11 protein-coding genes and 1 tRNA gene are annotated in these 12,108 nt (G+C 71.8%); 6 read left to right on the forward strand and 6 right to left on the reverse strand.

What is annotated here, in order from left to right:
- Positions 1-174: 174 nt before the first annotated feature.
- Entirely contained in the window at positions 175-1,275 is a 1,101-nt protein-coding gene (locus RM812_RS02930; protein WP_311570778.1) for a winged helix DNA-binding domain-containing protein, read from the reverse strand.
- 167 nt (positions 1,276-1,442) lie between these two features.
- Positions 1,443-1,868, reverse strand: a complete 426-nt coding sequence (locus tag RM812_RS02935) for a VOC family protein (RefSeq protein ID WP_311570779.1) — start codon at positions 1,866-1,868, stop codon at positions 1,443-1,445.
- Between the two features lie 137 nt (positions 1,869-2,005).
- Here RM812_RS02935 and RM812_RS02940 point away from each other — a divergent pair, with 137 nt between their 5' ends.
- Positions 2,006-3,028, forward strand: a complete 1,023-nt coding sequence (locus RM812_RS02940) for a helix-turn-helix transcriptional regulator (protein ID WP_311570780.1) — start codon at positions 2,006-2,008, stop codon at positions 3,026-3,028.
- Positions 3,029-3,063: 35 nt separating this feature from the next.
- On the opposite strand, the gene RM812_RS02945 is transcribed toward RM812_RS02940, so the two are convergent.
- Positions 3,064-3,138 (reverse strand) — tRNA-Leu (locus RM812_RS02945).
- A gap of 43 nt (positions 3,139-3,181) precedes the next feature.
- Positions 3,182-4,390, reverse strand: a complete 1,209-nt coding sequence (locus RM812_RS02950; RefSeq protein ID WP_311570939.1) for a Cmx/CmrA family chloramphenicol efflux MFS transporter — start codon at positions 4,388-4,390, stop codon at positions 3,182-3,184.
- Between the two features lie 286 nt (positions 4,391-4,676).
- Between RM812_RS02950 and RM812_RS02955 the strand changes: the two genes are divergently transcribed.
- The 3 genes from RM812_RS02955 (at position 4,677) to RM812_RS02965 (ending at position 7,241) form a co-directional block, all read left to right on the forward strand.
- A complete protein-coding gene (locus tag RM812_RS02955) occupies positions 4,677-5,777 on the forward strand; it encodes a serine hydrolase domain-containing protein (RefSeq protein ID WP_311570781.1) in 1,101 nt (366 codons plus the stop codon).
- 314 nt (positions 5,778-6,091) lie between these two features.
- Positions 6,092-6,673: a sugar O-acetyltransferase gene (locus tag RM812_RS02960; RefSeq protein WP_311570782.1), complete on the forward strand. Its 582-nt coding sequence runs from the start codon at positions 6,092-6,094 to the stop codon at positions 6,671-6,673.
- Between the two features lie 10 nt (positions 6,674-6,683).
- Positions 6,684-7,241: a TetR/AcrR family transcriptional regulator gene (locus RM812_RS02965; RefSeq protein ID WP_311570783.1), complete on the forward strand. Its 558-nt coding sequence runs from the start codon at positions 6,684-6,686 to the stop codon at positions 7,239-7,241.
- 109 nt (positions 7,242-7,350) lie between these two features.
- Here RM812_RS02965 and htpG read toward each other — a convergent pair whose 3' ends face one another.
- Both htpG and RM812_RS02975 read right to left on the reverse strand, forming a co-directional pair.
- A complete protein-coding gene (htpG, locus tag RM812_RS02970) occupies positions 7,351-9,273 on the reverse strand; it encodes a molecular chaperone HtpG (protein ID WP_311570784.1) in 1,923 nt (640 codons plus the stop codon).
- Positions 9,274-9,438: 165 nt separating this feature from the next.
- Positions 9,439-9,936, reverse strand: coding sequence for a DUF2975 domain-containing protein (locus RM812_RS02975; protein WP_311570785.1), 498 nt, complete (start codon positions 9,934-9,936; stop codon positions 9,439-9,441).
- A gap of 212 nt (positions 9,937-10,148) precedes the next feature.
- Here RM812_RS02975 and RM812_RS02980 point away from each other — a divergent pair, with 212 nt between their 5' ends.
- The gene (locus tag RM812_RS02980; RefSeq protein WP_311570786.1) at positions 10,149-11,024 is read left to right on the forward strand and encodes an SGNH/GDSL hydrolase family protein; all 876 of its coding nucleotides are present in this window, start codon (positions 10,149-10,151) and stop codon (positions 11,022-11,024) included.
- Between the two features lie 27 nt (positions 11,025-11,051).
- On the forward strand, positions 11,052-12,008 hold the full coding sequence (locus RM812_RS02985) for a GlxA family transcriptional regulator (protein WP_311570787.1): 957 nt from the start codon (positions 11,052-11,054) through the stop codon (positions 12,006-12,008).
- The last annotated feature ends 100 nt before the right edge of the window (positions 12,009-12,108 follow it).

Raw genomic sequence — 12,108 nt, forward strand, 5'->3', positions numbered from 1 at the left:
GAGTACTCATCCATGCTCACCCGGGCACTTCGGCATTTGATCCGTCCCTGGGTCTGGACTGGCGTACTGCATGGGGTGTAGTGCGCCCTCGCGGCCCTCACCCCCTGGTGTACAACGCGGCGATGGATGTACGCCGCATCCGCTCCGGCGGGCTGCCGGAGCGGATGCGTCCACTCAGCAGGGCGGCGGGGCGACCCGCACGCGGTCGCTGTCGTGGTCGGAGAGGAAGGACGCCAGTGCCCGACCCTCCTCGGTGACGGCGTCGCGGTCGGCGCGGGAGAGGCGGCGCAGCGGGGTGACGGTCACGGTGCCGGCCTCGACGCTCCAGGTGGCGGCCACCCGCCCGTCGACCAGGACGACTCGGGCCCCGGCGACCGACAGGCCCCGGTGGGCGTCGTCGATGATCCGGCCGCGGTCGTGGTAGCCGAGGATCGCGTTGTCGAACGCCGGCAGGAACCGTACCGGGGCGGGGGTCTCCGGGTCGGGGCGCGGTGCGTCGGGGAGGTCCAGTAGTTCCCGGCCCCGCTCGTCGCGGAAGGCCACCAGCTCCTCGCGCACCGCCGCGACGGCGGCGGGGAGGCCGGCGAGGCCGCACCAGGCGCGCAGGTCCGCCGACGCGGCGGGGCCGTACGCGGCCAGGTAGCGCCGGACCAGCGTCTCGCCGACCGGATCGGAGCCGTGGGGGGCCGGCGGGTCGATCTCGCGGCCCAGCCAGGTGGAGAGCGGTGCGTTGCGCACGCCCGCCCTGGTGCGCCACAGGCCGCGTGGTGGCAGCTGCGCCATCGGGATCAGCGCGGCGACCAGCATCTCGCCCAGTGCCCGCGGTCCCGGCGCCGGCCAGCGGTCGGCGACGGCCCGTGCCAGCTCGCTCATCGAGCGGGGCTCGCCGTCGGCCATCACCGCCCGGCCCGCCGCGGCGAGTTCGTCCAGGTCCACGCCGTCGAGCTCACGGCGATACGTGCCGAGGACCCGCCCGCGCAGCATGGCGTCGTGGCGGGCCCGCCAGGCCAGGACGTCGTCGGCGGTGACGAGGTGGACGGTACGGCGCATGAGGTGGGTTCGCACCACACGCCTGCCGGTCAGGAGTTCGGAGAGCGCCGTCGGCTCGAAGGCGCGCAGCCGCGACCAGAGTCCGACGAACGGCTCCTGCGGCTCCTGCGCCTGCATGCCGCCCAGGTGTGCGACGGCGTCGTGGACGGGGATGTCGGCGCGGTCGAGCAGCAGTTGCCGGGCCAGCGTCGCGCGGCCGAGCGCCCGGGTGTCGAGAACGGTCATCGGACCACGGCCTCGGGACGGGTCCGCGGGGCGGGACGGTGGGTCCGGTACAGGTGGGTGTGGCCGCTCACGGTCGTGTCCTGCCTTCGTTCACATGATGGTCTCGGTGGGCCCGCACCGCCGTCGGCCGGGTGGCGGGCGCCCGGCACCCGGCCTTCGGCGCGCGGTCAGGACGCGCCGTACTCGCTCACGACGTCCAGGACCCAGGTGACGCCGAACCGGTCCCTCAGCATCCCGTAGAGCGGCGCCCACTGCGCGGCCGCCAGCGACCGCAGGACGGTCGCCCCCTCGGACAGCTTCTCCCAGTACTCGGTGATCTCGTCGGTCGTGTCACCGCGCAGGGACACGAAGAAGGCGTTCTCGCCCTGGTTCCACGGCATGTTCGAGGGCACGTCGTAGGCCATCACGCACAGACCGCTGTCGGTGGACACCTGACCCCACATCACCTGGTCCGCCTCGGCGGGGTCCTGGACGTTTCCGGCGTCCTCGTACGTCACCACGGCGACGTCCCCACCGAACACGGACCGGTAGAACGCGAGGGCCTCGCCGGCGTCACCGCGGAAGTTCAGATGGGTCACAGCTTTGACGGACACGATGGGCTCCTCGCCTCTGGATACGTCGGACGGCCCGCCTGAGAGGGGCCGCCGCGAGGCCCGCTCGGCCCCGCGGTTCCCACGCTGCCCCAGGTAGCGGTCAGGTTGTGGCCGCTACTCGAGGGAACATGGGAGGCATGCAGAAGACCTCCGCACGGCTGCTGTCGCTGCTCTCCCTGCTCCAGGCGCGCCGGGACTGGCCCGGAGCGCTGCTGGCCGAGCGGCTGGCCATCAGCCCGCGCACCCTGCGCCGTGACATCGACCGGCTGCGTGAACTCGGCTACCCGGTCGTGGCCTTCAAGGGTCCCGACGGCGGATACCGGCTCGACGCCGGCACACAGCTGCCCCCGCTGCTGTTCGACGACGAACAGGCCGTCGCCCTGGCCGTGGCGCTGCGGACCGCCACCACCACCGGCGCCGGTATCGAGGACGGCGCGGCACGCGCGCTGACCACCCTCCGGCAGGTCATGCCCACCCGGCTGCGCCACCGGATCGACGCCCTCCAGGTCACCGCCGTCGAACGGTCCGCGCCCCGTCCGCAGTCCCAGGCCGACAGCGGCGTCCTCATGGCTCTCAGCGCCGCCGTCCACGCCCGCGAGGTCCTGCGCTTCGACTACGCCTCCCCGCGTGCGGCGCAGGCCGGCGACGACGCCGAGGTGCCACCGCGCCGGGTGCAGCCCCACCACCTCGTCACCCACGGTGGGCGCTGGTATCTCGTCGCCTGGGACCTCGACCGCGACGACTGGCGCGTCTTCCGTGCCGACCGGATCACCCCGCGCACACCCACGGGGCCCCGCTTCACGCCCCGGGAACTGCCCGGCGAAGACGTGGCCGCTTTCGTGACCGGCAGGTTCCGCGGCTCCGGGCACTCCCCCGACTGGCCCTGCCTCGGCGAGGTCGTCCTGCGCCTGCCCGCCTCGGCCGTCCTGCCCCACGCCCCCGCGGGGACCGTCGAGGAACTCGGCCCGGACCGCTGCCGGCTGACCCTCGGCTCCTGGTCGTGGCCCGCTCTCGCCGCCGCCGTCGGTGTCTTCGACAGCGACATCGAGGTCATCGGCCCGCCCGCGCTCAAGGATGCCTTCGCCCGCCTCGCCCACCGCTATGCCAGAGCCGCGGGGCAGAAGGCGGTGGCGGACGCCGAGCGCGACGGTGTGGCGTGAGCATGAAAAAGCGGCCAGGGAAGGGCTGGAGAAGGGGCGGGGCGGCCGGATTCGAACCGGCGTCCTCCGAGATGCTGTCGCGGCGCACTACCTCTGTGCTACGACCCCGCCTTGCGGATGATCATATGTAATGCTTCCGCGTCCCGGTAGGGGTCACACCCGCTGGGTGCGCTCCGCGCTCGCGGGCCTCGCGGCCATGCTCCCCGTCACGATGCGTGACCGGCTGTGCAACCGCAGCGAGACGGCGACGAGGGCGATCGCGACCAGGGTCATCGCGGCGCCCGCCCAGGCCGTGGCGGCGTAGCCGAAGCCCGCGTCGATCACGGTGCCGCCGAGCCAGGGGCCGCCGGTGTTGCCCAGGTTGAACGCGGCGGTCGTCGTCGCGCCCGCGAGGGTGGGCGCGGCGCCGGCGACGTTGAACATGCGGGCGTTGAGCGCCGGGGCCGTGTAGAACGCGGAGACGCCGAGCAGCAACGACAGGGCGATCACGACGGCGGGGCTCGACGCGAACAGCGCGAGAGCCGCCAGCAGCACGGTCGAGCCGGTGATGCCGGAGAGCAGCACGCCGAACAGGTGCGCGTCGGCGACCCGGCCGCCGATGGTCGTGCCGATCAGCGCGCCGATGCCGAACAGCGCCAGCACGGCGGGCACCCAGCCGTCCTCGAGTCCGGCCACGTCGGTGAGCAGCGGCGCGAGGTACGAGAAGGCGCAGAACACACCGCCGGCCGCGAGCGCGGTCGCCACGATGGACAGCCAGACCTGGCGGTCGCCGTAGATGGCCAGCTCGCCCTTCAGCCGGGGCCGGCGCTCGGGCAGCGGGATGCGCGGGATCAGGGTCACCACGCCCACCAGCGCGATGGCCGACGCCGCGCCCACCGCCCAGAACGCGGACCGCCAGCCCAGGTGCTCGCCGAGGAACGCGCCCAGCGGTACACCGAGGACGTTGGCGATCGACAGTCCGCCGATCATCACCGCCATCGCGCGGGCCCGTGCGGTCTGCGGCACCATCGCGATGGCGACGGCCGCTCCCACCGCCCAGAAGCCGGCACAGGCCAGGGCACTCACGACCCGCGAGACGAAGAGCACCTCGTACGAGGTGGCCAGCGCGCCGGCCACCTGACCGAGTCCGAACACCGAGATCAACGCGACCAGCGTGATCTTCCGCGGCAGCCGCAGGGTCGCGACCGCGAGCAGGGGCGCGCCGACCACCATGCCGATGGCGAACGCCGATATCAGCAACCCGGCTCGCGGGATCGACACGTCCATGTCGTCGGCGATGGGCGGCAGCAGTCCGGAGAGCATGAACTCGCTCGTGCCGAGCGCGAACACGGAGAGGCCGAGGATGTAGACGGCGAGCGGCATGCGGGTCGCCGCGGGCCGTACGGAAGAGTCGGGCATGCCAGGCGTCAACCAAGATCGCCTTCCCGCCATTCCCGCACGTCCGGATGAGGAACCGCACGCCATTCCCGAGGGGGCACGCCGCTGCGAGGGGGGGGTGAGTACACCCCCACGCCCCGGCGAGGGGTTGAGTACACCCCCACCCCGGGGGCTGATCCCAATGATCTTCTGCCGGGGTCCTGCCAAGGTCGTCGGTGAGCGAACCGATCCGCCCGCACCCGTCGGGCGAACGTCACCAGGGGGAAGACCCATGTACCGCAAGCGCCTCGCCGCCGCCGTCCTGCTCGCCGCGACACTGACCGGGGCGTTCGCCCCCGTGGCGGCGGCCCACCAGACCGACCCGGTGCAACGCCGGTTGGACCTGCTCGTCGAACGCGACGGCGTGCCGGGCGCGCTCGCGTACGACGGCAGGGTGACACGTACCTCCGGTGTCGCGGACGTGGATGCGGGTCGGCCGATGGTCGACGAGCGCGGTCGGTTCCGGCTCGCCAGCAACACCAAGGCGTTCACCGCCGCCGCGGTGATGCGCCTGGTGGCCGACGGCCGGCTGGACCTCGGCGACCGCGCGGGAGCCCACGTGCCCCAGCTGGCCCACAGCGGCATCACCGTACGGCAGTTGCTGAAGCAGACCAGCGGGCTGCCGGAGTACACCGCGCTGGTCGACTGGAGCCGGCCGGGAACGCCCGAGGACTACCTGGCCCTCGCGCTCGACGAGAAGCCCGTCTTCGCGCCCGGTACCGACTGGGGCTACTCCAACACCAACTACCTGGTGCTCGGCATGGTGATCGACGAGGTGTCGGGCGTCGGCTTCCGCACGTACGTCGAGCGCACGATCCTGCGTCCGCTGCGCCTGGACGACACCTACTGGCCCGCGCCCGGCGAGCTGACCCTGCGTGGACCGCACGCCCGGAACTACGGTGTCCACCCGGCGTATCCGGAGGCCGGAAGGGTGGACGTGACCGAGCTTCCGGCGTACGAGTTCGGGGCGTCCGGCGGGCTCGTCTCCACTCCCGGTGACCTCAACGCCTTCTGGGACGGTCTGTTCGGCGGCCGGCTCCTGCCCGGTTGGGCGGTGCGCCTGATGACGGGGGACACCACCGACGTCGGGGGCCGCGACGTCTACCCGGCGGGCAGCCGCTACGGATACGGCGTCGCCTCGGTCCCGCTCAGCTGCGGCGGGGTCTACTGGGGCCACGGCGGCGATCTGCCCGGCGGCTCGGTGGGCGGCGGCCGGGCCACGGGCGGGCGGGGCACCGTGACCGTCTACACCACCACCTGGGCGGCCGAGGGTGACAGCCTGCGCCATCTCCAGGGGGCGGTGGACGCGGCCCTGTGCGCCAGGAGCCGCTGAGACCCACCGGCCGGCCGCGCGGCCGAGGCGTGGACGCACGCACCGCCCACGGAGGCGTACGTCCGTACGCTCGCGCCGGTGGGTTCCCGCGCTTGACTGTCATGCCCTCCCCGCCGATCGTGGGGCTGGCCGCCGACACGACGAGCCTTCGGGTGGGGCTGCTGGTGGTGCCGCTCGCGGGGCTTCTCGTCCTCCTGTGCGCGGGAGTGCTCCAGCCCCGGCGACGCCGGGCGGTACGCGGGGCGGACAGGTCTCCGGGCGGCACACCGAACGGGAGTGTACGTTCGTACGCTCCAGCGGGTACGATCGTGCGCATGCCGACGGACTACTTCGCTGACGACCCCCGCACCAACCTCGAGCGCATGCTGGCGGGCGACCTCTACATCGCCGACGATCCCGAGATCGCCCGCAGGCAGCAGCGGGCCGTGCGACTGGCCGCCCGCTACCTGGCCGCGTACGGGGAGGACGCGCAGGCCGCGCAGCCGATCCTCACGGAGCTGCTCGGCTCCCTGGGCGCCGACGCGCACGTGCGGCCACCGCTGTACGTCGACTACGGCAGCAACATCACGATCGGCGCGCGCACCTTCGTCAACTACAACCTGACCGCGCTCGACGTCGCCGCGATCACCATCGGCGAGGACTGCCAGATCGGACCCAACGTCCAGCTGCTCACGCCCACGCATCCCCTGGAAGCCGAACCCCGGCGCGACAAACTGGAGGCCGCCCGGCCCATCACCATCGGCGACAACGTCTGGCTGGGCGGGGGCGCCATCGTCCTGCCCGGGGTGACCATCGGCGACAACGCCGTCGTCGGAGCCGGAGCCGTCGTGACGAAGGACGTGCCGGCGAACGTCGTCGCCGTCGGCAACCCCGCCCGGCCGGTCCGGACCGTGTAAACCTGCTGCCATGGCAACCGGACACACGGATCCGCAGCGGCGTGAACGCATCATCGCCGCCACCCTCGACCTCATCGCCGAGGAGGGCATCGCACGCGTCTCGCACCGGAAGATCGCCACGCGCGCCGGTGTCCCCCTGGGGTCGATGACGTACCACTTCAGCGGCATGGACCAGCTTCTGCGGGAGGCGTTCGGCCGTTTCACCGACCACATCGTCGCCGTGTTCGACGCCCACCTCGGCGCCGCGGCCGACCGCGACCAGGCCCGGGCGGCAGTGGCCGACCTCGTGCACGCACTGTCGGAGGGAAGCCGGCGCGATCTGGTGCTCACGCAGGAGCTGTACACCCTCGCCGCGCGCCAGCCGGTCTACCGGGAACTCACCCACGAGTGGATGCGCCGCAGCCGCGTCCACCTGGAGAAGCACTTCGACCCGGAAACGGCCCGCCAGCTCGACGCCCTCATCGAGGGCCTGATCCTGCATCGCGCCCTGGCCCGTGAGCCCCACGGGCGGGCGCTCACCCTGGATGCCATCGCCCGCGTCACCACCACGGACCGGCGCGTCCCCTAGCCGCCCGTGCGGCACAGGCCTGACCACTGGCCGCACGGGCATCCCCTGTTCAGCAGATGCCGCCGCCCGGCCCGGGGACGGCCCCGGGCCGGGCGGCGGCCTGCGTTGGCTAGAGCGTGCGCTCCAGGCGGTCCGCCACCAGCTTCACGAACCGGGCCGGCTCCTTCGGCCGGCCTCCCTCGGCGAGGACCGCCAGGGCGTGGAGCAGGTCGGCGGTCTCGGTGAGCTCCGTCCGGTCCTCCTGCTCCGTGTAGGCCCGGTTCAGGGACTTCACCAGCTGGTGCTCCGGGTTGAGTTCGAGGATCCGCTTGGCGTGGGGAACCTCCTGGCCCATGGCCCGGTACATGTTCTCCAGCGCGGGCGTGAGCTCGTTCGCGTCGGAGACGACACACGCCGGTGAGACCGTGAGGCGGGAGGAGAGGCGGACCTCCTTGACGTCCTCGTCCAGGTGCTCCGTCATCCAGCCGAGCAGTCCGGCGTACTCCTCGCCCTGCGCGTCCTTCTCGGCGTCGCTCTTCTCGTCCTGCGCACCGCCCAGGTCGATCTCGCCCTTGGCCACCGAGCGCAGCTGCTTGCCCTCGTACTCCCCCACCGCGTCGGCCCACACCTCGTCCACGGCGTCGGTGAGCAGCAAGACCTCGACGCCCTTGGCGCGGAACGCCTCCATGTGCGGGGAGCTCTCCATGGCCTGCCGGGACTCGCCCGTCATGAAGTAGATGTGCTCCTGGCCGTCCTTCATCCGCTCCACGTAGTCCTTCAGCGTGGTCGGCTCGTCGGCGTCGTGCGTGGTCGCGAAGGAGGAGGCGGCGAGGATCGCGTCGCGGTTCTCGGCGTCGGTGACCAGTCCTTCCTTGAGGACCGCGCCGAACTCCCGCCAGAACGTGGCGTAGCGCTCCGGAGCGCCGGACATCAGGTCCTTGACCGTCGACAGCACCTTCTTCGTCAGGCGGCGCTGGATCATGCGGATGTGGCGGTCCTGCTGGAGGATCTCACGGGAGACGTTGAGCGAGAGGTCCTGCGCGTCGACGACGCCCTTGACGAAACGGAGGTACGGCGGCAGCAGTTCCTCGCAGTCGTCCATGATGAAGACGCGCTTCACGTAGAGCTGTACGCCGCGCTGGTAGCCCTGGGTGAACAGGTCGTGCGGGGCGTGGGAGGGCACGAAGAGCAGGGCCTGGTACTCGAAGGTGCCCTCCGCCTGCAGCCGGATCGTCTCCAGCGGGTCGCGCCAGTCGTGGCTGATGTGCTTGTACAGCTCGTGGTACTCGTCGTCGGACACCTCGGTGCGCGGACGCGCCCACAGGGCCTTCATCGAGTTGAGCGTCTCGGCCTCGCGAGCGTCGGTGCCGCCCTCGTCGCCCTCGGCGCCGTCGTCGCCCGCCTCCGGCAGCAGGCGGATCGGCCAGGTGATGAAGTCCGAGTAGCGCTTGACGATCTCCTTGATCTTCCAGGTGGAGGTGTAGTCGTGCAGCTGGTTCTCGGAGTCCGCGGGCTTGAGGTGCAGGGTGACCGTGGTTCCCTGCGGTGCCTCGTCGACCCGCTCCAGGGTGTAGGTGCCCTCGCCGCGCGACGTCCAGCGGGTGCCCTGGGTCTCGCCGGCGCGCCGGGTCACCAGGGTGACTTCGTCCGCCACCATGAAGGCCGAGTAGAAGCCGACACCGAACTGTCCGATGAGTCCGTCCGCCCCGGCGGCGTCCTTGGCCTCGCGCAGCTCCTGCAGGAACTTCGCCGTGCCCGAGTTGGCGATGGTGCCGATGAGGTGGGTGACCTCCTCGTACGACATCCCGATGCCGTTGTCCCGCACGGCGAGGGTACGGGCCTCCTTGTCGACGTCGAGCTCGATGTGCAGGTCGCTCACGTCGACGTCGGGCGTGTCGTCCCGCAGGGCGGCGAGGCGCAGCTTGTCCAGGGCGTCGGAGGCGTTGGAGACGAGCTCGCGCAGGAAGACATCCTTGTTCGAGTAGACGGAGTGAATCATCAGCTGCAGAAGCTGACGCGCCTCTACCTGGAACTCAAACGTTTCGGTCGGCATGGCTGGTGAGTACCTCACAGGTCAGCGGTCGTCTGTACGGCGTGTACTGCCGAATCTCTGGCGGAAGTCACTCTAGGACAGCCCGGATTCCCATGAGAGCGCGTCTTCCCGTCAGGTCCCTCGAACGTCCTCCGGGGCGGTGGCTTCCACCGGTCGGCACGGCCTTCAGACCACCTCGGCCATCTCGCTCTTCAGCTCGGTCGCCTTGTGCAGGAGGCTTCGCATGAGGACGACGAGCATCGCGAACGCGGCTCCCGTACCGGCGGCCACGACCGCGGCGCCCAGCGCGCCGACGATGTCCATGCCGTCGTCGGGAGAGGGGATCTCGGCCAGGGCCAGGTGCCCGGTGACCCCGGTCGCCAGCAGGGTCGCCACGACCGAGGACCCGATGATGGTGTCGACCCAGCGGAAGGCCCGTGGCGTGAAGATCGCGTCGCGCCGGACCATGCCGAGCAGCATCCACACGGCGACGAGCGCGACTTGGACACAGGCCACGCCGACGATGGCGACCGTCACGTAGGGCGCGGCGAACGGGGCGTACGGCGGGAAGCGGTCGACCTCGTCGGACGCCGTCGTCGGGATGACCACGATCTGGCCGAAGAGACCGATCAGCATCGTTGCGACGATGCCGACCCTGAGTATGGCGATGAAGAGACGGTGCATGCATCGATTATCAATGGGAATCGATCGAGAATCAATCGGTCCCTCTCAGTCCACCAGGGCTCGGACATACGCCGGGGCGTGGAGCAACTCACCGGACGTCGCGGCCGCAAGAAGACCCGTCAGGGGCGTTGACTGGAAGTCAGGAGGCGTGCACATTACTTGAGAGTAAAACCGCCCGGTAACCCTCGGTCGCACTCGAGAAGAGAGAGCCCATGCCGAAGCATGCCGTACGTCGTGTCATGGCCGCGACAATAGCCGCCATCGGCACACTGGCCCTCGGCCTGACCGACACCACCGCACACGCCGCCACCGCCTCCCTGGACTACGTCGCCCTCGGCGACAGCTACAGCGCCGGCTCCGGCGTCCTGCCCCTGGACCCCACCAACCTGCTCTGCCTGCGCTCCACCGCGAACTATCCGCACGTCATCGCCGCCACGACGGGCGCCCGCCTCAAGGACGTCACCTGCGGTGCCGCCCAGACCGCACACTTCACGCAGGCCCAGTACCCGGGCGTCGCCCCTCAGGCGGACGCGCTCGGCGCCGACACGGACCTGGTCACACTGACCATCGGCGGCAACGACAACAGCACGTTCATCAGCGCCGTGACGGCCTGCGGTTCCGCGGGCCTCCTCAGCGGCGGCAAGGGCAGCCCCTGCAAGGACCGGCACGGCACGTCCTTCGACGACCAGATCGACGCCCACACCTATCCCGCACTGAAGGCCGCGCTGCGCGACGTCCGCGCCAAGGCGCCCAACGCCCGTGTGGCGGCGCTGGGTTACCCGTGGATCACTCCGGCCACGGCCGACCCCTCCTGCTTCGCGAAGCTGCCGATCGCCTCCGGCGACATCCCGTATCTGCGGGGCCTTCAGGCGCACCTCAATGCCGTCGTCCGGCGCGCCGCCGAGGAGACCGGTGTCACCTACGTGGACTTCTCACGGGCGTCCGACGGCCACGACGCCTGTGCGCCCCACGGCACCCGCTGGATCGAACCGCTCCTGTTCGGCCGGAGCCTCGTCCCCGTCCACCCCAACGCCCTCGGCGAGCGGCGCATGGCCGAGCACACCATGAGCACCCTCGGCCTGAGCTGAGGCCCGCGCGCCCCGTAACCTGTCCCCGTGCCGCCCTCCCGCCTTCGTCGCGTCGCCGTCCTTGTGCTCGAGGGGGCGAAACCGCTCGACGTGGGCATTCCCGCGCAGGTCTTCACGACGCGCGCCAGCATGCCGTACGAAGTGCGGGTGTGCGGCGCGGCGCCCGGCCTGGTGACCGGCGGTGACGGCCTGTCGTACCACGTCGCCCACGGCCTCGACGCGCTCGCGTGGGCCGACGTCGTCTTCCTGCCCGGTTATCGGTCCCCGGACCTCGACGACCCGCCCGGGGCCGTCGTCGACGCGCTGACGGCGGCGCACGGACGCGGAGCACGGCTCGCCGCCATCTCCACGGGCGCCTTCGCGCTCGCCGCGACGGGCCTGCTCGACGGCAGGCGCGCCACCACGCACTGGCACTACACGCGGGCGCTCGCCGCGAAGCATCCTCTCGTGCGGGTCGACGAGAACGTGCTGTTCGTCGACGAGGGCAGCGTGCTGACGTCCGCGGGCGCCGCCTCGGGCATCGACCTGTGCCTGCACATCCTGCGCGGCGACCTCGGGGTGGCCGCGTCGAACCACGCGGCCCGGCGCCTGGTCGCGGCCCCCTACCGCAGCGGCGGCCAGGCACAGTACGTGCCGCGCAGCGTGCCCGAGCCGCTGGGCGAGCGGTTCGCCGCCACCCGCGAGTGGGCGCTGCGCCGGCTCGGCGAGCCCCTCACGCTGGAGGCACTCGCCCGGCACGCGGCGGTGTCGGCGCGCACGTTCTCGCGGCGCTTCGTCGAGGACACGGGGTACACGCCGATGCAGTGGGTCATGCGCGCCCGTATCGACATGGCCCGTGAACTGCTCGAACGCTCTCAGCGGAGCGTCGAGCAGATCGCCGCCGACGTCGGTCTGGGCACCGGCTCCAACCTGCGGCTGCACTTCCAGCGCATCCTCGGCACCACCCCGAGCGAGTACCGGCGCACCTTCGCCCAGGGCGAGTAGCCCGCCGCCGGCCTCCGGGTGCCGCTCGGCGCTCCGTGCTCGGCGCTCCGTGCTCGGCGCTCGGCGCTCGGCGCTCCGTGCTTGGCGCCTGGCGCCTGGC

Origin of the sequence: Streptomyces lancefieldiae (assembly GCF_031845825.1) — a bacterium.
Lineage (GTDB): Bacteria > Actinomycetota > Actinomycetes > Streptomycetales > Streptomycetaceae > Streptomyces > Streptomyces lancefieldiae.

What these genes read in the sequence shown, in the direction of transcription:
- RM812_RS02930 (WP_311570778.1), bottom strand. Translation starts at nt 1,275, where the DNA reads ATGACCGTTCTCGACACCCGGGCGCTCGGCCGCGCGACGCTGGCCCGG.
- RM812_RS02940 (WP_311570780.1), top strand. Translation starts at nt 2,006, where the DNA reads ATGCAGAAGACCTCCGCACGGCTGCTGTCGCTGCTCTCCCTGCTCCAG.
- RM812_RS02950 (WP_311570939.1), bottom strand. Translation starts at nt 4,390, where the DNA reads ATGCCGCTCGCCGTCTACATCCTCGGCCTCTCCGTGTTCGCGCTCGGC.
- RM812_RS02955 (WP_311570781.1), top strand. Translation starts at nt 4,677, where the DNA reads ATGTACCGCAAGCGCCTCGCCGCCGCCGTCCTGCTCGCCGCGACACTG.
- RM812_RS02960 (WP_311570782.1), top strand. Translation starts at nt 6,092, where the DNA reads ATGCCGACGGACTACTTCGCTGACGACCCCCGCACCAACCTCGAGCGC.
- RM812_RS02965 (WP_311570783.1), top strand. Translation starts at nt 6,684, where the DNA reads ATGGCAACCGGACACACGGATCCGCAGCGGCGTGAACGCATCATCGCC.
- htpG (WP_311570784.1), bottom strand. Translation starts at nt 9,273, where the DNA reads ATGCCGACCGAAACGTTTGAGTTCCAGGTAGAGGCGCGTCAGCTTCTG.
- RM812_RS02975 (WP_311570785.1), bottom strand. Translation starts at nt 9,936, where the DNA reads ATGCACCGTCTCTTCATCGCCATACTCAGGGTCGGCATCGTCGCAACG.
- RM812_RS02980 (WP_311570786.1), top strand. Translation starts at nt 10,149, where the DNA reads ATGCCGAAGCATGCCGTACGTCGTGTCATGGCCGCGACAATAGCCGCC.